This is a genomic window from Streptomyces sp. NPDC001270, from assembly GCF_042896695.1.
Lineage (GTDB): Bacteria > Actinomycetota > Actinomycetes > Streptomycetales > Streptomycetaceae > Streptomyces.
Genome location: NZ_JBIAXM010000022.1, coordinates 100,626 through 124,661 on the forward strand (window position 1 = coordinate 100,626; position 24,036 = coordinate 124,661).

At 73.6% G+C, this 24,036-nt stretch carries 23 protein-coding genes; 11 read left to right on the forward strand and 12 right to left on the reverse strand.

The window, feature by feature from the left end; translation table 11 throughout:
• Positions 1–7: 7 nt before the first annotated feature.
• Positions 8–445: a hypothetical protein gene (locus ACFY2B_RS31285; RefSeq protein WP_390766424.1), complete on the reverse strand. Its 438-nt coding sequence runs from the start codon at positions 443–445 to the stop codon at positions 8–10.
• 268 nt (positions 446–713) lie between these two features.
• Between ACFY2B_RS31285 and ACFY2B_RS31290 the strand changes: the two genes are divergently transcribed.
• From ACFY2B_RS31290 to fxsA, 4 genes are all read left to right on the forward strand, one after another.
• Positions 714–1,154, forward strand: a complete 441-nt coding sequence (locus ACFY2B_RS31290) for an Lrp/AsnC family transcriptional regulator (RefSeq protein ID WP_376535934.1) — start codon at positions 714–716, stop codon at positions 1,152–1,154.
• A 278-nt stretch (positions 1,155–1,432) separates the two neighbouring features.
• Positions 1,433–3,046 carry an amidohydrolase gene (locus ACFY2B_RS31295; RefSeq protein ID WP_390766425.1) on the forward strand — a complete coding sequence of 538 codons (1,614 nt, stop codon included), beginning with the start codon at positions 1,433–1,435 and terminating at the stop codon, positions 3,044–3,046.
• A gap of 532 nt (positions 3,047–3,578) precedes the next feature.
• Complete coding sequence (locus ACFY2B_RS31300) at positions 3,579–4,370, forward strand: polyprenol monophosphomannose synthase (protein ID WP_390766426.1); 792 nt, start codon at positions 3,579–3,581, stop codon at positions 4,368–4,370.
• 102 nt (positions 4,371–4,472) lie between these two features.
• On the forward strand, positions 4,473–5,036 hold the full coding sequence (fxsA, locus tag ACFY2B_RS31305; protein WP_390766427.1) for an FxsA family membrane protein: 564 nt from the start codon (positions 4,473–4,475) through the stop codon (positions 5,034–5,036).
• Positions 5,037–5,177: 141 nt separating this feature from the next.
• Here the strand turns inward: fxsA and ACFY2B_RS31310 are convergent, their stop codons facing one another.
• The 4 genes from ACFY2B_RS31310 to ACFY2B_RS31325 all read right to left on the reverse strand — a co-directional run bounded on the left by ACFY2B_RS31310 (position 5,178) and on the right by ACFY2B_RS31325 (position 8,682).
• Entirely contained in the window at positions 5,178–5,552 is a 375-nt protein-coding gene (locus tag ACFY2B_RS31310) for an RNA polymerase-binding protein RbpA (protein ID WP_010046329.1), read from the reverse strand.
• 289 nt (positions 5,553–5,841) lie between these two features.
• Positions 5,842–7,185, reverse strand: coding sequence for an MFS transporter (locus tag ACFY2B_RS31315; protein ID WP_390766428.1), 1,344 nt, complete (start codon positions 7,183–7,185; stop codon positions 5,842–5,844).
• Between the two features lie 73 nt (positions 7,186–7,258).
• Complete coding sequence (locus tag ACFY2B_RS31320) at positions 7,259–8,026, reverse strand: glycerophosphodiester phosphodiesterase (protein ID WP_390766429.1); 768 nt, start codon at positions 8,024–8,026, stop codon at positions 7,259–7,261.
• Complete coding sequence (locus tag ACFY2B_RS31325) at positions 8,023–8,682, reverse strand: YitT family protein (RefSeq protein ID WP_390766430.1); 660 nt, start codon at positions 8,680–8,682, stop codon at positions 8,023–8,025. The genes ACFY2B_RS31320 and ACFY2B_RS31325 overlap by 4 nt, the downstream gene beginning before the upstream one ends.
• A 102-nt stretch (positions 8,683–8,784) precedes the next feature.
• On the opposite strand from ACFY2B_RS31325, the gene ACFY2B_RS31330 reads away from it, so the two are divergent.
• The gene (locus ACFY2B_RS31330) at positions 8,785–10,293 is read left to right on the forward strand and encodes a PLP-dependent aminotransferase family protein (RefSeq protein WP_390766463.1); all 1,509 of its coding nucleotides are present in this window, start codon (positions 8,785–8,787) and stop codon (positions 10,291–10,293) included.
• 355 nt (positions 10,294–10,648) lie between these two features.
• On the opposite strand, the gene ACFY2B_RS31335 is transcribed toward ACFY2B_RS31330, so the two are convergent.
• Together ACFY2B_RS31335 and ACFY2B_RS31340 are read right to left on the reverse strand one after the other, a co-directional pair.
• Entirely contained in the window at positions 10,649–12,382 is a 1,734-nt protein-coding gene (locus ACFY2B_RS31335) for a hypothetical protein (RefSeq protein WP_390766431.1), read from the reverse strand.
• 40 nt (positions 12,383–12,422) lie between these two features.
• The gene (locus ACFY2B_RS31340) at positions 12,423–12,617 is read right to left on the reverse strand and encodes a hypothetical protein (RefSeq protein WP_307619522.1); all 195 of its coding nucleotides are present in this window, start codon (positions 12,615–12,617) and stop codon (positions 12,423–12,425) included.
• 334 nt (positions 12,618–12,951) lie between these two features.
• Between ACFY2B_RS31340 and ACFY2B_RS31345 the strand changes: the two genes are divergently transcribed.
• The 5 genes from ACFY2B_RS31345 (at position 12,952) to ACFY2B_RS31365 (ending at position 18,519) form a co-directional block, all read left to right on the forward strand.
• The gene (locus ACFY2B_RS31345) at positions 12,952–13,344 is read left to right on the forward strand and encodes an ankyrin repeat domain-containing protein (protein WP_390766432.1); all 393 of its coding nucleotides are present in this window, start codon (positions 12,952–12,954) and stop codon (positions 13,342–13,344) included.
• 301 nt (positions 13,345–13,645) lie between these two features.
• Complete coding sequence (locus ACFY2B_RS31350) at positions 13,646–15,064, forward strand: HEAT repeat domain-containing protein (protein ID WP_390766433.1); 1,419 nt, start codon at positions 13,646–13,648, stop codon at positions 15,062–15,064.
• Between the two features lie 139 nt (positions 15,065–15,203).
• Entirely contained in the window at positions 15,204–16,331 is a 1,128-nt protein-coding gene (locus tag ACFY2B_RS31355) for a glycosyltransferase family 4 protein (protein ID WP_390766434.1), read from the forward strand.
• The gene (locus tag ACFY2B_RS31360; RefSeq protein WP_390766435.1) at positions 16,328–17,674 is read left to right on the forward strand and encodes a glycosyltransferase; all 1,347 of its coding nucleotides are present in this window, start codon (positions 16,328–16,330) and stop codon (positions 17,672–17,674) included. Before ACFY2B_RS31355 ends, ACFY2B_RS31360 begins: the two co-directional genes overlap by 4 nt.
• Complete coding sequence (locus ACFY2B_RS31365; protein WP_390766436.1) at positions 17,671–18,519, forward strand: SGNH/GDSL hydrolase family protein; 849 nt, start codon at positions 17,671–17,673, stop codon at positions 18,517–18,519. The genes ACFY2B_RS31360 and ACFY2B_RS31365 overlap by 4 nt, the downstream gene beginning before the upstream one ends.
• Positions 18,520–18,523: 4 nt before the next feature.
• On the opposite strand, the gene ACFY2B_RS31370 is transcribed toward ACFY2B_RS31365, so the two are convergent.
• The 5 genes from ACFY2B_RS31370 to ACFY2B_RS31390 form a co-directional block, all read right to left on the reverse strand.
• Positions 18,524–19,396 carry a biotin-dependent carboxyltransferase family protein gene (locus ACFY2B_RS31370; protein ID WP_390766437.1) on the reverse strand — a complete coding sequence of 291 codons (873 nt, stop codon included), beginning with the start codon at positions 19,394–19,396 and terminating at the stop codon, positions 18,524–18,526.
• Positions 19,393–20,010: an allophanate hydrolase subunit 1 gene (locus ACFY2B_RS31375; protein ID WP_390766438.1), complete on the reverse strand. Its 618-nt coding sequence runs from the start codon at positions 20,008–20,010 to the stop codon at positions 19,393–19,395. Before ACFY2B_RS31375 ends, ACFY2B_RS31370 begins: the two co-directional genes overlap by 4 nt.
• Positions 20,007–20,777, reverse strand: coding sequence for a LamB/YcsF family protein (locus ACFY2B_RS31380; protein WP_390766439.1), 771 nt, complete (start codon positions 20,775–20,777; stop codon positions 20,007–20,009). The genes ACFY2B_RS31375 and ACFY2B_RS31380 overlap by 4 nt, the downstream gene beginning before the upstream one ends.
• Before the next feature lie 90 nt (positions 20,778–20,867).
• Positions 20,868–21,698 carry a putative hydro-lyase gene (locus ACFY2B_RS31385; protein ID WP_390766440.1) on the reverse strand — a complete coding sequence of 277 codons (831 nt, stop codon included), beginning with the start codon at positions 21,696–21,698 and terminating at the stop codon, positions 20,868–20,870.
• Positions 21,695–23,014: an MFS transporter gene (locus ACFY2B_RS31390; protein ID WP_390766441.1), complete on the reverse strand. Its 1,320-nt coding sequence runs from the start codon at positions 23,012–23,014 to the stop codon at positions 21,695–21,697. The genes ACFY2B_RS31385 and ACFY2B_RS31390 overlap by 4 nt, the downstream gene beginning before the upstream one ends.
• Positions 23,015–23,328: 314 nt before the next feature.
• Here ACFY2B_RS31390 and ACFY2B_RS31395 point away from each other — a divergent pair, with 314 nt between their 5' ends.
• Positions 23,329–24,036 carry a GntR family transcriptional regulator gene (locus tag ACFY2B_RS31395; RefSeq protein WP_390766442.1) on the forward strand — a complete coding sequence of 236 codons (708 nt, stop codon included), beginning with the start codon at positions 23,329–23,331 and terminating at the stop codon, positions 24,034–24,036.

Consider the following 24,036-nt stretch of genomic DNA (forward strand, 5'->3'; position numbering starts at 1 on the left):
GGCCGGCTCAGGCGGCCTGGCGGCGCATTTCCGGTACGTGCATCGGGCGCGAACTCGGGCCGCCGACGTGCGAGAAGGGCTGCGTCCGCCAGTTCAGACTCTGCGGCAGCGTCAGCAGGAGGGCGGTGTCCTGCTCCTGGGGGGTGACCGACTCGCCCGCGGACCGGGCCTGGGCGGCCGAACGGCCCGTGCCCGAGCACACCGTGAGACCGAACGGGTTCCACGGCGAGGCGCACAGCGCGTGCTCCGGCAGGACGTCCTCGTCCGCCAGCAGGGCGATGGGCTGCGCGCAGTCCGGGCAGATCACCCGGTACATCTCGAAGGTGTCGTAGGCGTCGAGTTCCTCGATGTCGTCGGCGTAGGGTTCGGCGCCCTCCGGCTGGGGCTCGACCGCCGGCTGCTGCCGTTTGGACGCGGTACGACCAGGGCGCTTAAGACTCTGCATGGGATTCTCCCCCTCGGGCTGGGCCGTGAAGGCGCTGCGGCCTCGACCACAGCAAGCACTTCCCGTCCGCTCTCGGCGGTAATCACGAGTACATCACGGAGCCAGCCCAAAGACTGTGGCGTTCGTCACATGGCGTTCGTTGCTGCCCGGTGCGGCTGATTTGTCCCTCCGTAGCGCGGTCGCCGACCCCCGGGGGTGTCTCAAACCGGGTATGACCTGGGTTGCTCGGGTATCCGAGGAGATCAAGCGCACTGTAGGTTTTGGCGCCATGGAGGAGCTGGACCGTCAGATCGTGCAGCTGCTCGTCACGGACGGGCGGATGAGCTACACAGACCTGGGCAGGGCCACCGGCCTGTCCACGTCGGCCGTGCACCAGCGGGTGCGCCGGCTGGAACAGCGCGGAGTCATCCGCGGCTATGCCGCGATCGTCGACCCCGAGGCCGTGGGGCTGCCCATGACCGCCTTCATCTCGGTGAAACCGTTCGATCCCAGCGCGCCCGACGACATCGCGGACCGCCTGGCCGGTGTCCCCGAGATCGAGGCGTGCCACAGCGTCGCAGGCGACGAGAACTACATCCTCAAGGTGCGGGTGGGCACACCGCACGAACTGGAGGAACTGCTGGCCCGGCTGCGGTCGCTCGCGGGCGTGTCCACGCGCACCACGGTGGTCCTGTCCACGCCCTACGAGGCCCGCCCGCCGAAGATCTGAGCCGCGGGGCCGCAGGCGCACCGCGCGATCCTGCGCGGTCTCTGGTCTCTCTGTTCGCTGTTTCTCCGGTCTCTCCGGTCTCTCCGGTCACTGCCTTCTCTGCCGTCTCCGTCGGCCCGGCGGACACGGCGGTCTCGGCGGACTTCGTGGCCGGTCGGTGTGCGCCCGGCGGCGCCGGCGCGGGCGGGGCGCCCCGCCCGTGTCCGCCCGGTCGGCGAGTGCCCCCGCGGTGCGCCCCGAGTGCCGCGCGGCCGGTGATCCGCGAGAGACTGTGGGGCATGAGCGAGCGACCCTCCGACCCGAAGACCGTTCTCCTGCGTCGAGGAGAAGTGCACAGTCCCGCCGACCCCTTCGCGACCGCGATGGTCGTGGAGCACGGCCAGGTCGCCTGGGTCGGTTCCGAGGGCGCCGCCGACGCCTTCGCCGAGGGCGTCGACGAGGTGGTCGACCTGGACGGCGCCCTGGTCACCCCGGCCTTCACCGACGCCCATGTGCACCTCACCTCCACCGGCCTGGCCCGCACCGGCCTCGACCTGTCGGCGGCCCCCACCCGCGAGGCGGCGCTGGCCCTGGTGCGTGAGTTCGCCGCCGCCCGCCCTGGCGACCGGGTGCTGCTCGGACACGGCTGGGACGCCGCCCGCTGGCCCGGCGGCCGGCCCCCGACCCGCGCGGAACTGGACGAGGCCACCGGCGGGCGCCCGCTCTACCTCTCCCGCATCGACGTCCACTCGGCCGTCGTGACCACCGCCCTGCTGGACCTGCTGCCGGACCGGATCACGCGCGAGGACGCCCCGCTCACCGGCGACGACCACCACACCGTGCGGGCCGCGGCGTTCGCGGCCGTCACGCCCGCCCAGCGCACCGAGGCGCAGCGGGCCGCCCTCGCGCACGCCGCCTCCCTCGGCATCGGCACCCTCCACGAGTGCGGCGGCCCGCGGATCTCCTCCGAGGACGACTTCACCGGCCTGCTGGAGCTGGCCGCGCGGGAGCCCGGCCCGCGCGTCGTCGGCTACTGGGCCGAACAGGCCGACGAGGGCGTCGCGAAGGCCCGGCAGCTGGGGGCGTTCGGCGCCGCGGGCGACCTGTTCGTGGACGGCGCCCTCGGCTCGCACACCGCCTGCCTGCACCAGCCCTACGCCGACGCCGACCACACCGGCGTCGGCTACCTCGACGCCGCCGCGGTCACCGCGCACGTGATCGCCTGCACCGAGGCGGGGATCCAGGCGGGCTTCCACGCCATCGGGGACGCCGCGGTGACGGCCGTGGTCGAGGGCGTGCGCGCCGCAGCCGAGAAGATCGGTCTCGGCCGGATCCGCGCGGCCCGGCACCGGGTGGAGCACGCGGAACTCCTCACGCCCGAGACCATCGCCGCCTTCGCCGAACTGGGCCTGACCGCCTCCGTCCAGCCCGCCTTCGACGCGCTGTGGGGCGGTGCGGACGGCATGTACGCCCGGCGGCTCGGCCCGGAGCGGGCCCGTGCGCTCAACCCGTTCGCGGCCCTGCTGCGGGCGGGCGTCCCCCTTGCCCTCGGCTCCGACAGCCCCGTCACCCCCCTCGACCCCTGGGGCACGGTCCGCGCGGCGGCCTTCCACCGCACGCCCGAGCACCGCATCTCGGTGCGCGCCGCGTTCACCGCGCACACCCGGGGCGGCTGGCGGGCCGTGGGCCGGGACGACGCGGGTGTCCTGGTGCCCGGCGCGCCCGCGGACTATGCGGTGTGGCGCACCGACGAACTGGTCGTGCAGGCACCCGACGACCGCGTCGCACGCTGGTCGACGGACCCGCGTTCGGGCACGCCGGGACTGCCCGACCTGACCCCGGGCCGTGACCTGCCGGTCTGTCTGCGCACCGTGGTGGGCGGGCGGACGGTGTTCGTAGGGCCGGGCGAGTGATCTCCCGGGGTGGCGCGGCGGCGATCACCGTCCGCCGCCGCGTCGCGCGACCTGCGCATCCTCCGCGACGTCCTGGGACGAACAGGTATCCATGCAGGTCAAACGACTGTTGACAGCCTGCGGCCGGGGGCCGGTAGGTTCGGCCGAGTCCACCACCGGACGCCCGACCGGGGAGCTTCCGCGCACTTGTCGCAGTGCCGCTGGGTCAGGGACGGTGTGCCGCACGGTGCACCGTCGCTGGGAGCCAGGCTCAGCGCCCGCGCCGACGAGGGAACGTTCCGGCCGGTCGGGGAGGTGCGACCCGGGTGGGGCCCGGACGCTCAGTAGACAACGGCTTTCGGTCGACCCGCAGCCAGCGGGCCCCAGGTCGGCCCGAAGGGCGCCGGGCCTCCATCCGCAGCGGGAACCCGCGCCGGGCGCGTGCTCTTACCCCGCTCTTGCGGAATCGACACCGCCACACAAACCAGTCAGCACGTCATCGCAGGCGACGGCCACTATGGTGGACCCCTGCGTACGACATGAAGGGACAGCAGTGAACGACGGCGACGGGACCCCCGCGGCTCAGTCCGGGGGAAGGCAGTTCGGTCCGCTCGGTACGGCTTTGGTGATCATCCCGACCTACAACGAGGCGGAGAACATCAAGGCGATCGTCGGCCGGGTACGCAGGGCCGTCCCCGAGGCGCACGTGCTGGTGGCCGACGACAACAGCCCGGACGGCACGGGCAAGCTCGCCGACGAACTCGCCGTCGCGGACGACCACGTCCAGGTGCTGCACCGCAAGGGCAAGGAGGGCCTCGGTGCCGCCTATCTCGCGGGCTTCCGCTGGGGCCTGGAGCACGGCTACGGCGTACTGGTCGAGATGGACGCCGACGGCTCCCACCAGCCCGAGGAACTGCCCCGTCTGCTGACCGCGCTCAAGGGCGCCGACCTGGTGCTGGGCTCCCGCTGGGTGCCGGGCGGCCGGGTGGTGAACTGGCCCAGGAGCCGGGAGTTCATCTCCCGCGGCGGCAGCCTCTATTCGCGGCTCGCCCTCGACCTGCCGCTGCGCGACATCACCGGCGGCTACCGCGCCTTCCGCCGCGGGACCCTCGAAGGTCTCGGTCTCGACGAGGTCTCCTCCCAGGGCTACTGCTTCCAGGTCGACCTCGCCCGCCGTGCCGTCAAGGCGGGCTACCACGTCGTCGAGGTCCCGATCACCTTCGTCGAGCGGGAACTGGGCGACTCCAAGATGAGCCGCGACATCCTCGTGGAGGCCCTGTGGCGGGTCACCTCCTGGGGCGTGGGCGAACGGGTGGGCAAGATCACGGGCAAGGGCAAGTCCTGACACCCGGCCGGAAGACGGCCTGAGGCCGCAGTTGCCCGTGCCCCTTCGGGTGCCGACCGCCCCCTTGTCCCGTACAGAGCAGGACCCAGGCACACTGGGGGTATGACGACTGGCGATCAGACCCCTCCGCCCTCCACCCGGCCCCGCCGCTCCCGACTGCGCCGGTATCTGCCGCTGGGCATCGCCGTCTGGTTCGTGCTGGAGATCTGGCTGCTGACCCGGGTCGCCGGAGCGGCGGGCGGTCTGACGGTGTTCCTGCTGCTGGTGGCCGGGGTCGTGGCCGGTTCGGTGGTCATCAAGCGGGCGGGCCGCCGTGCCTTCCGGAGCCTGAACGAGGCGATGCAGCGCGGTGGTTCGCCGGAGCGCGGCGGCGGCAACGGCCTGATGATGCTGGGCGGCCTGCTCCTGATCATCCCCGGGCTGATCTCGGACGCGGCGGGTCTGCTGCTGTTGATCCCCCCGGTCCAGAAGGCCGTGAGCCGGTACGCGGAGCGGCTCTTCGAGCGCCGTCTCCGCAAAGCGGCCCCCGGCTCTCTGGGTGACGCTTTCCAGCAGGCCCGCATTCACCGCCCCGACGGCAAGGTCGTCCAGGGTGAGGTCATCAAGGACGACGCCGACGCACCGGGGGACGCGGCCGGCGAGCCGCGCCCGCCCCTGACCCGCTGAGGCCCGCCGCGCCCTGCGCCGCCCCTGTTCACGCGGCGGCGGGGTGACGCAAAACCGCGGGACGCAAAACCGCGGGCGCCGTACGTCTGACTCACGTACGGCGCCCGCGGTCATTCACGTGCGTGGTTGTCCGGCTGCTCGCTAAGCGGACTTTCGGCTGTCCCTGGGATGAATCGCGATGTTCATCGCCCCGGAGCGCAGAACCGCCAGACGCTCCTCAAGGACCTCTTCGAGCTCCTCGCGGGTGCGCCGCTCCATCAGCATGTCCCAATGCGTGCGCGCCGGCTTGGCCTTCTTCTCCTCAGGGCCGTCGCCGTCCACCAGGAGTGCCTGGGCACCGCAGACCTTGCACTCCCACTCCGGCGGGATCTCCGCCTCGACCGAGAAGGGCATCTCGAAGCGGTGCCCCTTCTCGCATGCGTACTCCACGGCCTGGCGCGGGGCCAGGTCGATACCGCGGTCCGTCTCGTAGCTGGTCACCACGAGGCGGGTACCGCGAAGAGCTCGCTCACTCATGAATCGTGCCTCCCGGGCTTGTCGCCCACAGGACAGGTGTCGCTGTCGTCGTCATCCGGTCAACGTCCGGTCGGCGGTAAAGATTCCCGTCCCGAGTCCCGTTCCGGGTCATGCGTCGCCGTCGTAGCCGCAGCCTTGTCAACCAGTGCAGTACCCATCGGCGCCCGGTTTGTCACATCTACTAGCAGATGTCACCCAGCGTTTCAGTAACTCTGACGCGCAGTAACGGTACGCCTGGCAGGCCAAAGGCGTACACTACCGTCCTTTCGCGACGAGCGCTAAATCCATGCTAAATCTTCTCCGGGACCGGGTTCCCGGCCTCGCCGATCGCCCTGCGCACGGGAACCCGTGCGAGCAGCGCGAACCCGATGACGAAGAAGGCCACCAGGGAGATGATCGCCGAGCGGTAGCTGCCGGTCAGCTGGTAGGTGAGACCGAACAGCAGCGGGCCGAGCCAGCTCATCCCGCGGTCGCTCACCTCGTACGCCGCGAAGTACTCGGCCTCCTTGCCCGGCGGGACGAGGTGCGAGAACAGTGACCGGGACAGCGCCTGGCTGCCGCCGAGCACCAGCCCGATGCCGGCGGCGAGCACGAAGAACCACACCGGCGCCCCGGCGGGCAGGAAGTATCCGGCCGCCAGCGTGAGCGTCCACGCGACGAGCGAGCCGAGGATCGTGCGCTGCGCGCCGTAGCGCCGGGCCAGCCGCCCCATCGCCAGCGCTCCCGCCACGGCCAGCACCTGGACCAGCAGCACCGCCACGATCAGCGTCGACTGGCCGAGTCCCAGTTCCTCGGAGCCGTAGACCGACGCCTGTGAGATCACCGTCTGGATGCCGTCGTTGTAGACGAGGTAGGCGAGCAGGAAGGCCAGCGTCAGCGGATGCCGGCGCATGTCGCGCACGGTCGCCGCGAGCTGTCGCAGCCCGGGGGCCGTGACGGCGGCGACGGTGGACCGGCGGTCGCGCAGCCGGCGCAGCGGTACGAGTGTGAAGGCGCCCCACCACAGGCCGGCCGAGGCCAGGCAGATCCGCACGGCGGCCGCCTCGGACAGGCCGAAGGAGTCGTGTGCCGAGTAGAGGACCAGATCGACGACCAGCACCAGGGCGCCGGCCGCGTAGCCGAAGGCCCAGCCGCGTGAGGAGACCGCGTCGCGCTCCTCGGGCCCGGCGATCTGCGGCAGATAGGAGTTGTAGAGCATCATCGCCACGGACTGCGCCGCGTTCGCGACGATCAGCAGCAGCCCGCCGAGCAGATAGCGGTCGCCGTCCAGGAAGAACATGGCCGTCGTCGCCGCGGCTCCGGTGTACGCGGCGGCCGCGAGCAGGTGCTTCTTGCGGCCGGTGCGGTCGGCCAGGCCACCCGCCAGGGGCATGACCACGACCGCGAGGATCACCGACAGGGACACCGAGTAGGCGAAGAACGAACCCGCCCGCACGGGTATCCCCAGCGGGTGCACGAAGCCGTCGGAGTCCGCGGCCGTCTCGGCGACCGAGGTCAGATAGGGACCGAGGAAGACGGTCAGGACACTCGTCGAATAGACCGAGCACGCCCAGTCGTAGAAGTACCAGCCGCGCTGTTCGCGCCGCCGTTCGGCGACGTCGGCCGCCCCCGCCCGCACGGTCTGCGTGCTCACCCGTGCCCTCGCTTCCCCGCTGAAGGTGCCGCCCTGAAGGTGCCCGCGCGCGGGCCCGGTGGGACAGGGGTGGTCAGGCCCAGACGCCCCGGTCCTCCATGACCTTGCGCAACGTGTCGATGTGATCGGTCATGATGCCATCGACTCCGAGGTCGAGGAGCCGGTGCATCCGTTCCGGTTCGTTGACCGTCCACACGTGCACCTGCAGCCCACGCGCGTGTGCCGCGCGGACGAAGCGGCGGTCGACCACGGGGATGCCCGACTGGGACTCCGGGACCTGCGCGGCGACCGCGGAACGGCGCACGGCCGCGGGCAGCCCCCAGGAGCGCAGCCGCAGCCCCAGCACGCCCCGGGTGCCGAACGACGTGGCGAGCCGCGGCCCGGCGAGCCGCTGGGCGCGCGCCACCCGCCCCTCGGAGAAGGAGCCGACACAGATCCGGTCCCAGCAGTCCGTGCGCTCGACCAGGTCCAGGAACGGCCGCAGCGTCGGCTCCGCCTTGAGGTCGACGTTCCAGCGCACCTCGGGGAAGGTCTCCAGCAACTCCTCGAAGAGGGGCACCGGTTCGCTGCCCGCCACGCGCGCGTCGCGTACGTCCGACCAGGGGAGGTCGGCGATCCGGCCCGCTCCGTCGGTGACCCGGTCGAGGGCGTCGTCGTGGAAGGCGACGAGCTTCCCGTCCGCGGTGCGGTGCACGTCGGTCTCGATGTACCGGTAGCCGAGTCCCACCGCGCGCCGGAACTGCGCCACGGTGTTCTCCAGACCGTCGGCGGCACCGCCCCGGTGGGCGAACGGGATCGGGCCGGGATGGTCGAGGTAGGGGTGGCGTCGCGGCGTGCTCACGGACGCAGTATCGCCCGTCCGGGTGACCCGGCGGCAACGGCCGTGCTGCCGCGGGATGCCGACGGAACGGCGAACACCCGCAGGAAGACCTGTGCCAGCGGCCCTATGGACAGCGCGTACAGGAAGGTGCCGACACCGACCGTGCCGCCGAGGGCGGAACCGGTGACGACGACCGCGACCTCGATCGCCGTGCGCATCAGTCCGATCGAGCGGCCGGTACGCCGGTGCAGCCCCGTCATCAGGCCGTCCCGCGGACCCGGGCCGAGGCGCGCCGCGATGTAGAGGCCGGTCGCGGCGCCGTTGAGCACGATGCCCGCGAGCATCAGGGGGATCCGCACGGCGAGCGTGCGCGGCTCCGGGACGAGGGCGAGGGTGCCGTCCATGGCGAGTCCGACGGCGACGACGTTGGAGACCGTGCCGAGGCCCGGGCGCTGGCGCAGCGGGATCCAGAGCAGCAGCACCGCGGCGCCCACGGCGATCGACACCACGCCGATGGTCAGCCCGGTGAGCCGGGCCAGGCCCTGGTGCAGCACGTTCCAGGGCTCCAGGCCCAGGCCCGCCGCGACGAGGAGTGCCGAACTCGCGCCGTACAGCGCGAGGCCGACGTACAACTGGACCAACCGTCGCCCGAGACGGCCGGGGCTGCGTGTGGACAAAGGAATACCCCCTGTATGGAGATGGTGGCCTGACTCATGGCACTCTGTGGCTGGGTAGGGAACCTCATCCAGGGCCAATCCGAGGCAGGTGGACTGATGTCAGTGGCGCAGTGGACCTCAGCGGTGGGTGCCGCGCAGCTCGCGCGGCTGCTCACTTCCCAGCAGGACCGCCCGGCCGGCCCCGGCACCCGCCGTCCGCCCGCCTACCGCGCGTTGGCCGACGGCGTCCGGCTGCTGGTGCTGGAGGGCAGGGTGCCGGTGGCCGCCCGGCTGCCCGCCGAACGCGAACTGGCCCTGGCGCTGTCCGTGAGCCGCACCACGGTCGCCGCCGCCTACGAGGCGCTGCGCACCGAGGGCTTCCTGGAGTCCCGGCGCGGCGCGGGCAGTTGGACCGCCGTGCCGGCCGGGAACCCGCTGCCCGCGCGGGGCCTCGAACCGCTGCCGCCCGAGTCGCTGGGCTCGATGATCGACCTCGGCTGCGCGGCCCTGCCCGCACCCGAGCCGTGGCTCACCCGGGCCGTCCAGGGCGCCCTGGAGGAACTGCCCCCGTACGCGCGCACCCACGGCGACTATCCGGCCGGAATCCCGCCGCTGCGCGCGATGATCGCCGAGCGTTACACCGCGCGCGGGATCCCGACCATGCCGGAGCAGATCATGGTCACCACCGGCGCGATGGGCGCGATCGACGCGATCTGCCACCTCTTCGCGGGGCGCGGCGAGCGGATCGCGGTGGAATCGCCGTCCTACGCCAACATCCTCCAGCTGATGCGGGAGACGGGCGCCCGGCTGGTCCCCGTCGCCATGGCCGACGGGCTCGCGGGCTGGGACCTGGACCGCTGGCGGCAGGTGCTGCGCGAGGCGGCCCCACGGATGGCGTACGTCGTCGCCGACTTCCACAACCCGACCGGTGCGCTCGCCGACGAGGACCAGCGGCGCCGGATGGTGGACGCGGCCCGCTCGGCGGGCACGGTGCTCGTCGTCGACGAGACGATGAGCGAGCTGTGGCTGGACGAGGACCTCGACCGCGCCGCGCTGCCGCGGCCGGTGTGCGGGTTCGACCCGGCCGGCTCGACGGTGATCACGGTCGGCTCGGCCAGCAAGGCGTTCTGGGCGGGGATGCGCATCGGCTGGGTGCGTGCCGCCCCCGACGTCATCCGCAGCCTGGTCGCCGCGCGCGCGTACGCCGACCTGGGCACCCCTGTGCTGGAGCAGCTGGCGGTGAACTGGCTGTTCGGCACCGGGGGCTGGGAGCAGGCCGCGGCACTGCGCAGGAGCGAGGCCCGGGAGAACCGGAGCGCCCTGGTGGCGGCGGTACGGCGACAGCTGCCGGACTGGGAGTTCGAGGTGCCCCGGGGCGGGCTCACCCTGTGGGTGCGGGCGGGCGGCCTGTCGGGTTCGCGGCTGGCGGAGATGGGGGAGCGGGTCGGGGTGCGGGTGCCCTCCGGCCCCCGCTTCGGCGTCGACGGTGCCTTCGAGGGCTATGTACGGCTGCCGTTCACCGTGGGCGGTGCGCTGGCCGAGGAGGCGGCGGTCCGGCTGGCGGCGGCGGCGCGCCTGGTGGAGTCGGGGGCGAGCACGGGGACGGAGGCGCCGCGCACCTTCGTCGCGTAGCGCCGGGCGCCGGGTCGTCCTCGCTGCCGCCGTCCTCCGAGCACGTGCTCCGCCTCCGGCGGTGGCGGGGTGTTCTTCGGCCGCGGGCCAGGGGCGGCCGGTCGCGCGGTTCCCTGCGCCACCAAGAGTGGTGGCGGGCGGGATGGCCGGTTTTCGGCCGCGGTGGCGCCGCGTGGTCCGTTCACTTTCCTGCCGCCGCTTGCAGTGCGGAGTGCTCCCTGGCCGCGGGTGGCGGTGGTGTCCGCCGGTCCGACCCCCTGCTCGTGTACGGCCCGCGCGTTGCCCCCGGCTCCGTCGTACCGGGGAGCCGGTCGCAGGAGCCGGTTCGGGGTACGCCGGAGCGGAGGCGGGTGGATCAGGTGGGGCTCTCCGCCGCCAGGGTGTCCGCCGCGACGGCCCTGGCCTGGGACGTCTTCGCCGACGTCGGCACGGGCGCCGTGTCCACCGTCACCGTGTCGGCGGGCACCGTGTCCGCCGGTGCTTTCTCCGTCGGCCCGGAATCGGCCCGGACCGTCTTCAGCGGGATCGTCTCCACCGGCACCGGGACCACCTCCGTCCGGGCCGCATCGTCGTCCGCGGGAGTGGTCCGCGGCGGCAGCAGGGCCAGCACCGCCTGCCGGTCGGCGTCGCTCGTGGCGTCGTCGTACGGGTCCGGGGTCGCGGGGACCTGGAGCCGGTGGACGGGGCCGTCGCCCAGCCGGGCGTAGCCGCGGCCCGGCGGCACGTGGACCGGCGCGGTCGTGTGCGGCAGCGTGCCGAGGACCGCGACCAGGTGCTCCGGGGCCGCGGGTCCCAGCGCGACACGCGCGCGTGTGTGCTGCCGTACTCCGTCGTCGAGCGCGTCCGCGTAGTCGAAGCCCTCGGCGACGACCACGGTCACATGGGCCGCGCGTCCGTGCCGCAGCGGGACCTGGAGCAGGGACTGGGGATCCGGGCGGCCTTCCGCCGCGGCCAGATGGGTGAGGGAGCCCGGGCGGTCGAGCAGGATCCACAGGGGGCGTTTGGTGTCGTCCGGTGGCGGATGCCCGGCCTGCCGGGCCCGGTTGGCCGCGATGAGCCGCCGTTCCGTCTCGTGCGCGGCCCACTCCAGGCTGGCCAGTGCCCCGGTGAGTCCGCACTCGACGCCCAGCACCCCGTCCCGGCCGGTCAGACAGGCGTACTCGCCGGTGCTGCCGCCCTCGACGACCAGCACGTCGCCGTACCGGAGCGCCTGGAGGGCGACGGAGCGCAGCAGCGTCGAGGTGCCGCTGCCGGGCTGGCCCATGACCAGCAGGTGCGGCTCGGTCGAGCGGATCCCGGTGCGCCACACGACCGGCGGGACGTCACGCTGCTCGTCGCCGAAGCCGAGCGGCAGCGTGCGCTGGACCTCGGAGGGGTCGGTGAAGCCGAGCACCGTCTCGCCCGGCGCGGTGACGAAACGCTGGGCCGCGATGTCGGTGGGCAGCGGGGCGAGGACGCTGACCGTGAGCTGGTTGGCCTCCTCGGCCCACCCGAAGTGGTATTCGCGGCCCCGCCCGGCCTTGGCGGCGAGCAGGTACTCGATCCGGGCCCGGGCCTCGGGTTCGGCGTCCGGGAAGTACGCCGGGTAGCGGATCACGAGGTGCCCCACGCGCCCCGCGTCGTCGAAGTCGTGGTCGGTGAAGGCGTTCTCCCAGGCCCCGCCGTGGACGAAGACCGGGGCGGGGTCCTCGGGGGACGAGAAATACGGCACCAGGGCCTCGTACAGCGACTGAAGGCGCTGCGTCTGGGACTCGTCGGGGCCTTCGGGTGCGGCCGGGGCGCGGTCCCTGCCGTGCCAGGCTGCCGCCGCCATCAGCGTGATGGCGGCGAGCAGCGGTCCGTACGGGGCGAGCGCGACGACCAGGACGCCCGAGGCCACCAGGAACAGCAGCGGCCCGCGCTTGTCCTTGGGCGTGTCGGCCCACTTGTGCCGCCCGGCCGCGGCCAGACGGTTCAGTCCGCGGGAGACGGTGATCAGCGGGTGCAGGACGTCGGTGGCGCTGTCGGCCGCCGTCCGGGCCAGTTCCCGGCTCCTGGCGATCTGCGCGCTGCCGTAGCTCAGAATGCGGGGGAGAGGGCGCCGGGCCACTGCTGTCTCCTGACGGTGGGTGCGGGCGGGAGGAACGGCGTCAGAACTTGATGCCGCCGAGGAGGCTCGCCAGGCTCTCGCCGCCCGCTTTGATGCTCGGGGCGATGGCCGTACTGGCGAGGTAGAAGCCGAACAGGGACGCGACCACGGCGTGTGACGCCTTGAGTCCGTCCTTGCGGAAGAAGAGGAAGACGATGATGCCGAGCAGGACGACGCCTGACATGGAGAGAATCATTTGAGGTCTCCTGGTGTCGAGGGGGGACAGTCACCATGAGTACTTCCAGCATCACAGGGTGTATCTATACGACAAAAGGTGCAATTGGGTGAAATCCGGCTGATTTCCCCCAAGTGGCCGAGCCGCCTTGGCCCGGTCGAGCAGGACTCACCGGGCCGACGGGCGTGGCTCGTGTGGCCGGTGGGGACTCGCGATGATCTTTACCTCGGGCGCATCCGGTCATGTGCCCCCCGGCGGCCAGTACGCTGGCGATTCACCCGTACGGCCGGGCCCCGCCCGCTGCCGTAGGCTCTGTCAGTTCCGCAAAAGCCCTGAAGGAGAGGCGGTCCGGCCGATGAGTGAAGCCCCCGACCCCGATGTCGTGGAGCTGGCGACCAAGATCTTCGATCTGGCCCGGCAGGGGCGGACCGAGGCACTCGTGGCGTACGTCGACGCGGGTGTTCCGGCCAACCTCACCAACGACCGCGGCGACTCCCTCGTGATGCTCGCCGCATACCACGGCCACGCCGACGCGGTGCGTGCCCTGCTCGCCCGCGGCGCCGAGGCGGACCGGGCCAACGACCGGGGGCAGACCCCGCTCGCCGGCGCCGTCTTCAAGGACGAGCTGGACGTCATCAAGGCCCTTCTCGACGGCGGTGCCGACCCCGCCGCGGGCACTCCGTCGGCCGTCGACACCGCCCGGATGTTCGGCCGGACGGAACTCCTGAACCTGTTCGGAGCCCACTGACCAGACCATTCTGACCAGGCAGAACAGGGAAAATGGGGGAGGCGGTGACAGGCCGCCGGAAATACGGTCGCGGCAGGAGAAACCCGCGAGTCATCATGGCGACGTGGTTCACGGACGCGATGGCTGGGCAGGTGTTGCCGCACCGCGCGGACCGTGATGCGGCCCGCATGGGCCACCGACGAGAGGCAGAGGAAGATGGTCTACAGCAAGCAAGAGACGGCGGGCGCCCCGACGTTGTGTCACGCGGCCAGGTAGTGCGTGTTCCCCGGTTGCGTCGACGCTTGATGTGAGGCTGTTTCCCATGTTCGATCCGGTCATAGCGCCCAGCGGAACGCTGCTCGGCCTGCTTCAGCGGGGCCGCGGCGACGGCACGCTGCACGCGCTCACCGCGCCCCGCGCCGAAGCGCTCGCGGCGCTGAACCACTGCGTGCTGCACGACCCCCGGCACGACTGGCAGGTCGAGAACCGCTCCCTCTACTACGCCCGCCTCTACCTCGACCTGAACGGCGGTCTCGACGAGGTCGAGGCGCATCTCTTCGACCCCGAGGACATCCGCGAGACCGACGAGTCGCGCACCGGCCTCGCCCTGGCCGTCCTCGGGCACCTCGCCTCGTACGGCAGGCAGGACGCGCTGCACCTGCTGCGCAGGTACGCCGCGCACGGCACCAATTGGGCCTGGGCGCTGGACGAACTCGCCCTGCGGGACGACGACGCGGCCCTGCGCGCCCTCGCCGTGCCCGTCCTCGCCCGCTTCGGCACCGACGCCGAGGGCGAGGCCGAGCTGGCCGCTGCCGTCCGCGACGCCTTCGAGCCCCGGCCGTGGCGGCTGTGGGCCGACGATCCGCGCGAATCCATCGCCACGCGCGTGCGTGCCGCCCAGGAGACCGGCTGCTTCGACCGGTGGCAGCGCCAGCTGCGGCCGAGCGGACCACGCCCGGACTGGAGCGTGCACGCCGTCCTCGACTGGGCCCAGCAGGGCGTGGAACGCGGCACCGCCCTGCACGTTCCCGCCGCCCGCTGCCTGGTCGCCGTGGCCGGCCCCGAGGACCGGCCGGAGATCGTCCGCGCCGCCCAGGACGGCGCCGAGGGAGCCCGGTGCACCGCCCTGCGGTACCTCGCCGACGCCGACGACCCCGACGCCCTCGCCCTGATCGAAGCTGCCGCGACCTACGGTCCGACGCCTGTCGCCCAGGCCGCGGTCGACGCCTTCGAACGGATGCGCAGCATCGCCGCCGTCGACCGCGCGCGCGGCTGGGCCCACAGGCCCGATGTCCTCGGCGCCGCCGCCGGACGCATGCTCGCCTGCCGCGGCGCGGCCCGGGACAGCGGACTGGTGCTCGCGGCGCTCCGGGAGGCCGTCCGAGGCGAGGGACCCGACGCACCCACCCTGTGGACCCTCGTCGACGGCGCCGGCCGCCTCGGCATCGCCTGCGCCGCGCCCGTGCTGCGCCATGTCTACCGCGAGACGGCCTCCTCCCACCTTCGCGGCCGCGCCGCCCGCGCCCTGGCCGCCACCGACCCCTCCTTCCCCACCGGATTCGCCGTCGAATGCCTCTGGGACTGCGAGGAGACCACGCGCGAGGTCGCCGCCCGGCATGCCGAGACCGGTGACGCCCGGGTCGTCGAGCGCCTGCGCCGGCTCGCCGCCGACCCGGCCGAGGAGGCGGAGGTCCAGACGGCCGTCCGCAGCCGTATCGCCCCGGACGGACGGTTCGCGTGAACAGCGGGTGACCCAGGGGACAGGAGCGCATGGACAGCGGCTGACCTGCCCGGGTGTGCAGTGCAACGCTCATAGGACGTTCCTCGTTCGGAAAGATCCACGTTGACGCGGCCACGTCCGGCACGGCGAGAACACGGGTATGCGTGTCGTCATCGTGACCGAATCATTTCCCCCCGATGTGAACGGCGTGGCCCACTGCGCGCTCCAGACCGCCCGGCACCTCGTCGACAGCGGTCACGCTCCCCTCGTCGTCGCTCCGGCCCCCGCTCCCGGAAACAGGCCCGACGCCTCCGCGCCGTGCCCTGTCGTCCATGTCCCCTCCCTACCGCTCCCGGGCTACCCCCAGGTCCGCGTCGCCCTCCCCAGCCGACGCCTCGCCGCGGCGCTCGTCGAGCACCGCCCCGACATCGTGCACCTGGCCAGCCCCTTCGTCCTCGGCGTCCGCGGCATGGCCGCCGCGGCCCGGCTCGGCATCCCCACCGTGGCCGTCTACCAGACCGACCTGGCCGGCTACGCCCGCACCTACATGGGCGCGGGCGAGGCCGCCGCCTGGCGGCGCATCCGCTCCGTGCACTCCGCCTCCGACCTCACCCTCGCCCCGTCCAGCGCCGCCCTGACCGACCTGGAGACACACGGGGTGCCCCGGGTGAAGCTGTGGCCGCGCGGCGTCGACACCGTCCGCTTCCGCCCCGACCACCGCGACACGGCGCTGCGCCGGGAACTCGCACCGAACGGCGAGGTCATCGTCGGCTACGTCGGCCGGCTCGCCCCCGAGAAGCACGTCGAACTGCTGGCCGGCGCCTGCGCCCTGGACGGCGTCCGGGTCGTGGTGGTGGGCGACGGGCCCAGCCAGCCCCAGCTCGCCGAGGCCCTGCCGGGCGCGGTCTTCCTGGGCCGGCGCACCGGGGACGACCTCGCCCGGTTCTTCGCCTCGCTCGACGTCTTCGTGCACACCGGCCCCTTCGAGACGTTCTGCCAGACCGTCCAGGAGGCCATGGCCAGCGGCGTGCCGGTGGTCGCGCCCGCCATCGGCGGCCCGCTCGACCTGGTCGCCCACGGGCACACCGGCCTGCTGGTCCCGCCGCGCGACGCGGACGCGGTCCGGGACGCCGTACGGGCCCTGGCCGCGGACCCGGCGCTGCGCGCCGAGTACGGCGCCGCCGGGCGGGCCACCGTCGAAGGCCGCACCTGGTCCGCGATCGGCGACCGGCTGATCACGCACTACGAGAATGTGCTCGCGGCACGGAAGACGGCGGTGCCGGCATGACCACCGACTCCCTGCGCATCGTCAGGCTCGCCAACTTCGTCGCCCCCGCCTCCGGCGGTCTGCGCACCGCGCTGCGCGAGCTGGGCAGGGGCTTCCGGGTGGCGGGCCACGAGCCGGTGCTGATCGTGCCCGGCGAGCGCCACACGGACCAGGACACCGAGCAGGGCCGCGTCATCACGCTGCCCGGCCCGCTGCTGCCGGGCACCGGCGGCTACCGCGTCCTGCTCGACAAGCGGCGCGTCGCCGCCCTCCTGGAGGAGCTGGCACCGGACCGGCTGGAGGTGTCGGACCGTACGACGCTGCGCTGGACCGGCCGCTGGGCCCGGCGCGCCCGGGTCCCCGCCGTCATGGTCTCGCACGAGACCGCCGACGGAGTGCTGCGCACCTGGGGCCTGTCGGAGAACGCCTCCCGGCGGGCCGCCGACGCCCTCAACGTCCGTACGGCGCACACCTACTCGCGCGTCGTGTGCACCACCGAGTTCGCCGAGCGCGAGTTCGTCCGGATCGGTGCGCGCAACGTCGTACGGGCCCCGCTGGGCGTCGACCTGACCGACCGGCACCCCGCGCTGCGGGACCTCGGGGCGCGGGCCGTGCACGCGCGCGTGGACGAGACACTGCTGGTCATGTGCTCCCGGCTGTCCGTGGAGAAGCGGCCGGGTACGGCACTGGACGCGCTGGAGGCGCTGCTGCGGCGCGGGCGCCGGGCGGTGCTCGTGGTGGCCGGGGACGGACCGCTGCGGGCACGGCTGGAGCAGCGGGCCCGGGAGCGCGGACTGCCCGTGACCTTCCTCGGGCACGTCTCCGACCGGACCGCGCTCGGCGCGTTGCAGGCTTCCGCCGACGTGGCCCTGGCCCCCGGACCGGCCGAGACGTTCGGGCTCGCCGCGCTGGAGGCCATGGCGTGCGGGACGCCCGTGGTGGCGAGCGCGTCGTCCGCGCTGCCGGAGGTCATCGGGTCCGCCGGGGCCACGGCGGCCGACCACGGAGAGGCGTTCGCCGACGCCGTGGAGACGCTTCTGGAACGCCCCGTGGCCGAGCGGCGGGACTCCGCACGCGCGCGTGCCGAGTGCTTCGGATGGGGCGCCGCGGTGGAGGCGTTCCTCGCCGCGCACGACGCGCCGGTGCCGGCCCGCCGCCCCGGCGACGACGGCCCGACGGATCCGTCGGGCCGCGCCGAGGACGGAGCGGTGCCGAGCCGGGCGGGAGCGGGCGAGGCGTCGGCGTCGGTCCGGTCCGACGCGCCCGAGGCTACGGCGCGGTCGCGGTCCGACGCGCCCGAGGCGTCCGGGGCGCCGGGCGGGTCCGGGGCGTCCCGGCGTGTCGTGCCGGAGGGCGTGGCATGAGACCCGTCCGTTTCGTGGCGCTCGGGGACTCGCTGACCGAGGGCGTGGGCGATCCCCTCGGCGCCGGATGGCGCGGCTGGGCCGCGCTGCTGGCCGGCGGCATGGCCGAGGGAACGGTGGAGTTCACCAACCTCGCGGTCAGCGGGGCGCAGACGCGCGACGTGCTGGAGCGCCAGACCCCGGGCGCCCTCGGCCTGCGCCCGGACGTCGCCTCCGTCGTGATAGGCGTCAACGACACCCTGCGCTGCACCTTCGACATCCACGCGGTGGCGGCCCGGCTCGACGAGGTCTACGCGGCGTTCACCCGGCAGCACACCGTCCTGCTCACCGCGTGCCTGCCCGACCCCGGCGCGATGCTGGGGCTGCCGGGCGCCCTGGCCCGCCCGCTGGCCCGGCGCCAGCGGGCCGTCAACACGGTGGTCCACGCGCTGTCCGAGCGGTACGGCGCCGTCCACCTGCACGCGGCGGAGGGCGCGTGGCTCACCGACCGGGCCATGTGGAGTTCGGACCGGCTGCATCCGGGCGAGCGGGGCCATCGGCAGCTCGCGCTGCGGTTCCACGCCCTGCTCGTGGAGGCGGGCGCCGCGACGGGCACCGCGCCCTCGCCCGAGCCGGAGTTCCCCGTGCCGACCAAGTCGGCGAGCCTGTGGTGGCTGGCGACCGCCGGCACCGCCTGGGTGGCGAGGCGCTGCACCGACCTGCTGCCGCAGTTGCTCAGGCTGGCGGCCGACGAGATGCGGCACCGCGCGCGGGGCACCAGTGCCCGCCTCGACCTGCGGGCCGCGGCCGCCGTGTCCGCGGCCCTCGCCGCCCTGTCGGTGGCGGAGCGGACGGACGCGGCATGACCGTTCAGCGGTGCCGTACGGCGACGAAACGGACCGGGGTGCCGGGCACCGCCTGCGCGGCGGCCGGCAGGTCGGTGGCGCGCACCACCGCGATCACCGGGTAGCCCCCGGTGGTCGGGTGGTCCGCTAGGAAGACCACCGGCCGGCCGTCCGGCGGCACCTGGACCGCGCCCAGGACCATGCCCTCACTGGGAAGTTCGCCGGTCCGGGCACGTGCCAGGGCCGGTCCCTCCATGCGCAGCCCGATCCGGTTGCTCGCCGCCGACACCCGGTACGCGCGCGAGGTGAAGTCGCGCACGGCCCCCGGGGCGAACCAGTCCTCGCGCGGCCCCGGCGTCACGCGCAGCACGAGTTCGGCCGGCGGTCCCGGCTGCGGGGCGACGTCCACGCGCGCGTGCGGACCGGGCGGCGGCTCGCCCAGGGGCAGCACCACACCGTCCGCGAGCGGCGCCGGACCCAGTCCGGACAGCAGGTCGGTGGACCGGCTGCCGAGCACCGGCTCGACGGCGATGCCGCCGGACACGGCCACATAGGCGCGTACCCCCAGGGCCGCGGCCCCCACCTCCAGCAGGTGCCCGGCCGGCACCCGCAGCGCGGTGCCCCAGGCGGCCGGGCGCCCGCCGACCCGGACCGGGCTCGGCGCGCCCCCGACCGCGACGACGACGCTCGCACGCGCCCGCAGGGCACAGCCGTCGAGTGTCGTCTCCAGAACCGCGGCGCCGGGCGGGTTGCCGACCAGCCGGTTGACGAGCGCCGCCGCGGGCCCGTCCAGCGCCCCCGAACGGGGTACGCCGAGGTGGGCGTGGCCGGGCCGCCCCCGGTCCTGCACGGTGGTCAGGGCGCCCGCCCGGACCACCACGAGCGCACGGTCGGTCATGTGGCCGCCACCGGTACGAAGCGGACCCGGGCGCCCGGAGTCAGCAGGGCGGCCGGTACGCGCGCGTGGTCCCACAGGAGCGCGTCCGTGCGGCCGATCAACTGCCAGCCGCCCGGTGACGACCGCGGGTAGACGCCGGTGTACGGCCCGGCCAGCGCCACCGCCCCGGCCGGGACCGCGGTGCGCGGCGTGCCCCGGCGCGGCGTGCCGTAGCGGGCGGGCAGACCGGTGAGGTAGCCGAAGCCGGGGGCGAACCCGCAGAAGGCGACGGTGAATTCGGTGCCCGCGTGGATCCGGGCCACGTCGTCCTCGGACACCCCCCAGTGGGCGGCGACCTCGCCGAGGTCCGGGCCGTCGTAGCGGACCGATAGCGAGACGACCGTACGCGCGCGTGCGGGGGCGGCAGGCACCTCGGACGCACTCAGCTCCCGGGCCAGGGCCGCCGGGTCGGCCAGACCGTCCAGGAGCACCGTACGGGCCGCCGGGACGATCTCCTCGGCGGTCAGCGAGCCCTCCGCGCGGCGGCGCAGCAGCTCCGCGTGCAGCGCCTGCGCCTCCTCGGCCGAGGCCACCTCGACGAGCAGGGCGCGGTCGCCGACCGGCAGCGTCCTCATGCGAAGGCCACCACCCGGACCCCGGACGCCGTCAGGTGCTCGCGCACCCGGCGCGCCATCTCCACCGCCCCCGGGGTGTCCCCGTGCAGGCACAGCGAGCGGGCGCGCACCGCGATGCGCGCACCGGAGTGTGCCCGCACGGCGCCGTCGCGGGCCAGGTCCAGCGAGCGGGCCACCACCGCCTCCGGGTCGGTGAGCACGGCGCCGTCCTGCCCGCGCGGCACGAGCGTGCCCTCGTCGGTGTACGCGCGGTCCGCGAACGCCTCCGTGACGGTCGGCAGCCCGCACGCTTCCGCACGTGCCAGCAGCCGGGAGCCCGGCAGTCCGAGCACGGGGAGCACGGCACCGGTGAGCAGGACGCCGTCGACGACCGCCGCGGCCTGCTCCTCGTCGTGCACCACACGGTTGTAGAGCGCCCCGTGCGGCTTGACGTATCCCACGCGCGCGCCCGCCGCCCGCGCGAAGACCTCCAGGGCGCCTATCTGGTACGCCACTTCGGCGGCCAGTTCGGCGGGCGGCACGTCCATCGCGCGCCGCCCGAACCCCGCCAGGTCCCGGTAGGAGACCTGGGCGCCGATCGTCACCCCGCGCCCGGCCGCCAGTTCGCACACCCGTCGCATGGTGGCCGCGTCCCCGGCGTGGAATCCGCAGGCGACGTTGGCGCTGGTGACCACGGCGAGCAGCCGCTCGTCGTCGGTCAGCCGCCAGCGGCCGAAGCCCTCACCGAGGTCGGCGTTCAGATCGATGGAGGTATCGATGGAGGTCATGGGTCTTCCGAATCTCCCTTCAGGACGTGGGGTGCTGCGCGTGCCGGGCGGTGTGGTGCTGCCGGCGCCGGGCCGCGGGTACTGCTCGTGTCAGGCCACGCGGTACTGCTCGTCACGGGCGTCGGTGAGGAACATCTGGCCCGGTGCGTGCGTGATGGCGAACGGCGGCCTGGAGGCCATCACCGCGGCCTGTGGGGTCACCCCGCAGGCCCAGAACACCGGGATGTCGTCCGGCGCGCGGTCCACCGGGTCCCCGAAGTCGGGCCGGTCCAGGTCCTCGACGCCGAGCGCGGCCGGGTCGCCGCAGTGCACGGGACTGCCGTGCACCGCCGGGAGCAGACTGGTCTCCCGGATCGCGCTCGCCAGGTGCCGCGGCGGCACCGGGCGCATGGACACCACCATCGGACCGCGCACCCGACCGCCCGGCCGGCACTGGCGGGTGGTCACGTACATCGGTACGTTGCGGCCCTGCTCGATGTGGCGGATGGGGACGCCTGCCTCGGCCAGCGCCCACTCGAAGGTGAAGCTGCACCCGATCAGGAACGACACCAGGTCGTCCCGCCAGTGGGCGCGTACGTCCGTCGGTTCGTCCACCAACGCGCCGTCCCGCCAGACCCGGTAGCGCGGCAGGTCGGTGCGCAGATCGGCACCGCCCGCCAGCACCGTGCGCCAGGACCCGGCGTCGGTGACGTCCAGCACCGGGCAGGGCTTGGGGTTGCGCTGGCAGAACAGCAGCATGTCGTAGGCCCAGTCGGCGGGCACCGAGATCAGGTTGGCCTGGGTGTGACCCGCCGCGACGCCCGCCGTGGGACCGGACAGGCCCGCACGGAAGCGGGCCCGCGCGCTCGCCGGGTGCCACGCGTGCGCGTGCGGGTCGACGAGGACCAGGGGGCGGTCCTCGCATCGGGGTGTGCCGCTCATGCCAACTCCTTCCCGCGGGTCTCCGGCAGTCCGAGGAGTGCCAGCGCCGCGATGCCGTATCCGAGCGCTCCGAAGACGAGCGCGCCGCCCACTCCCCAGCTGTCGGCCAGGAAACCCACCAGGGTCGGGAAGACGGCGCCCACCGCGCGCCCGGTGTTGTAGGTGAAGCCCTGCCCCGTGCCGCGCACCGCCGTCGGATACAGCTCGCTGAGGTAGGACCCGAAACCGCTGAAGATCGCCGACATGCAGAAGCCGAGCGGGAAACCCAGCACCAGGAGCAGGGTGTCGGCGCCGGCCGGGATGTTCGCGTACGCCAGGATGCAGACCGCCGACAGCAGGGCGAAGAGCCAGATGTTGCGGCGCCGGCCCAGCCGGTCGGTGAGGTGACCGCCGGTCAGATAGCCGAGGAAGGCGCCGGAGATCAGGAAGGTCAGATAGCCGCCGGTGCCGACGACCGACAGGCCGCGGTCGGACTTGAGGTAGGTCGGCACCCAGGTGGCCAGCGTGTAGTAGCCGCCCTGGACGCCGGTGGACAGCAGGCTCGCGAAGACCGTCGTACGCAGCAGACCTGGTGCCCCGGCCGTGCCCGGCCGGAAGATGGCCGCGAACGAGCCGCGCTGCGGGTTGCGTTCGCGGACCGCCGCCGCCTCCGGGGCGTCGTGCACCCGGCGGCGCACCCACAGCACGAGCAGTGCGGGCAGCGCGCCGGTCCAGAACATCACCCGCCAGGCCAGGTCGTCGCCGAGGAACGAGAAGACCAGCGTGTAGACGATCGCGGCCAGCGCCCAGCCGATCGCCCAGGAACTCTGGACCGCGCCGAGCGTGCGGCCCCGGTGCTTCGCGCTCGCGTACTCGGCGACCAGGGTCGCGCCGACCGCCCACTCGCCGCCGAAGCCGAGGCCCTGGAGGGCGCGGAACACCAGCAGCGTTTCGTAGTTCGGGGCGAAGCCGCAGGCCACGGTGAAGACGGCGTAGGTGATCACCGTGATCAGCAGGGCCCGGACCCGGCCCACCCGGTCCGCCAGCACCCCGGCCGCGGCGCCGCCGATCGCCGAGACCACCAGTGTGACGGTGGTGACCAGGCCGGTCTGGCCGCTGTCCAGGCTGAAGTACGCCGCCAGCGCGACCATGCTCAGCGGCAGCGTGAAGTAGTCGTAGGAGTCCAGGGCATATCCACCGAAAGCGCCGGCGAACGCGCGCCGACCGCGAGGGCCGAGAGCGTGCAGCCAGCCCAACGGGCCGTCGTCGCCGACGCGTTCACGCGCGCCGGTGCGTCGGCCGGAGGGCAGGGTCTGCGGTGGAGGGGTCGAGCTCATGAGCACCTCGCAGATGAGGGACGGAGGGTGCGGGGACTGAGCTGAGCGGGAACCGTGCCGAGCCGTCGACGTGTGGCACTGGAGCCGGGTGGAGCCGTAACCGGGTGGTGCGGGAGCCGGGCGGAGCCGGAGCCGGGCGGAGCCGTGGGCGGGTGGTGCGGGAACCGTGCCGTGCTTGACCGTGCCGTGCCTGATCGCGTGGTGCCTCACCGTGTGGTGTGGAACCGTGCCGTGCGAAGCACCGTAGAGGATCGTTCAACGATCCTTCAATACCTACGTTGTTTCGTCCTCGTATCTGCGATTGAATTCCGGGCATGGCAGAGCAGCTGACGGGACTGGCCGGCGACCGCGCGCTCCTGGGGCGCACCAGCACCGCCGAGCGGGTTTCGGACATTCTCAGAAGCCGTATCGCCGAGGGCTATTTCCCGCCCGGCACCCGGCTGTCCGAGGACAGCATCGGCGGCGCGCTCGGCGTCTCCCGCAACACCCTGCGCGAGGCGTTCCGCCTGCTCACCCACGAACGCCTGCTCGTCCACGAGTTGAACCGCGGCGTCTTCGTGCGGGTGCTGGCCGTGGAGGACGTCGAGGACATCTACCGCACCCGTACCCTCGTCGAGTGCGCCGTCGTCCGCGGCCTGGGCGAACCGCCGTACGCCCTGGACGGACTGGCGTCCGCGGTGACGGAGGGACAGGCGGCGGCCACCGAGGACGACTGGAAAGGCGTGGGTACGGCCAATATCCACTTCCACCGGGAACTGGTCGCCCTGGCCGGCAGCGAACGCACCGACGAGCTGATGCGCAGCGTCTTCGCGGAACTGCGCCTCGCCTTCCACGTCGTCGACGATCCGCGTCGGCTGCACGAGCCCTACCTCGCCCGCAACCGTCAGATCCTGCGGGTCCTCCAGGAGGGCGACCGGAGCGAGGCCGAGCGGCTGCTCGGAACCTACCTGGCGGACTCGTTGGAGCGGGTCGTGGACGTCTACCGGCGGCGGGTCGGCCAGAGCAGTCACGGCGCCGACTGA

Coding starts and splice junctions, on each gene's coding strand:
- ACFY2B_RS31285 (WP_390766424.1), bottom strand. CDS start 445: ATGCAGAGTCTTAAGCGCCCTGGTCGTACCGCGTCCAAACGGCAGCAG.
- ACFY2B_RS31290 (WP_376535934.1), top strand. CDS start 714: ATGGAGGAGCTGGACCGTCAGATCGTGCAGCTGCTCGTCACGGACGGG.
- ACFY2B_RS31295 (WP_390766425.1), top strand. CDS start 1,433: ATGAGCGAGCGACCCTCCGACCCGAAGACCGTTCTCCTGCGTCGAGGA.
- fxsA (WP_390766427.1), top strand. CDS start 4,473: ATGACGACTGGCGATCAGACCCCTCCGCCCTCCACCCGGCCCCGCCGC.
- ACFY2B_RS31310 (WP_010046329.1), bottom strand. CDS start 5,552: ATGAGTGAGCGAGCTCTTCGCGGTACCCGCCTCGTGGTGACCAGCTAC.
- ACFY2B_RS31340 (WP_307619522.1), bottom strand. CDS start 12,617: ATGATTCTCTCCATGTCAGGCGTCGTCCTGCTCGGCATCATCGTCTTC.
- ACFY2B_RS31345 (WP_390766432.1), top strand. CDS start 12,952: ATGAGTGAAGCCCCCGACCCCGATGTCGTGGAGCTGGCGACCAAGATC.
- ACFY2B_RS31350 (WP_390766433.1), top strand. CDS start 13,646: ATGTTCGATCCGGTCATAGCGCCCAGCGGAACGCTGCTCGGCCTGCTT.
- ACFY2B_RS31355 (WP_390766434.1), top strand. CDS start 15,204: ATGCGTGTCGTCATCGTGACCGAATCATTTCCCCCCGATGTGAACGGC.
- ACFY2B_RS31360 (WP_390766435.1), top strand. CDS start 16,328: ATGACCACCGACTCCCTGCGCATCGTCAGGCTCGCCAACTTCGTCGCC.
- ACFY2B_RS31365 (WP_390766436.1), top strand. CDS start 17,671: ATGAGACCCGTCCGTTTCGTGGCGCTCGGGGACTCGCTGACCGAGGGC.
- ACFY2B_RS31370 (WP_390766437.1), bottom strand. CDS start 19,396: ATGACCGACCGTGCGCTCGTGGTGGTCCGGGCGGGCGCCCTGACCACC.
- ACFY2B_RS31375 (WP_390766438.1), bottom strand. CDS start 20,010: ATGAGGACGCTGCCGGTCGGCGACCGCGCCCTGCTCGTCGAGGTGGCC.
- ACFY2B_RS31380 (WP_390766439.1), bottom strand. CDS start 20,777: ATGACCTCCATCGATACCTCCATCGATCTGAACGCCGACCTCGGTGAG.
- ACFY2B_RS31385 (WP_390766440.1), bottom strand. CDS start 21,698: ATGAGCGGCACACCCCGATGCGAGGACCGCCCCCTGGTCCTCGTCGAC.
- ACFY2B_RS31390 (WP_390766441.1), bottom strand. CDS start 23,014: ATGAGCTCGACCCCTCCACCGCAGACCCTGCCCTCCGGCCGACGCACC.
- ACFY2B_RS31395 (WP_390766442.1), top strand. CDS start 23,329: ATGGCAGAGCAGCTGACGGGACTGGCCGGCGACCGCGCGCTCCTGGGG.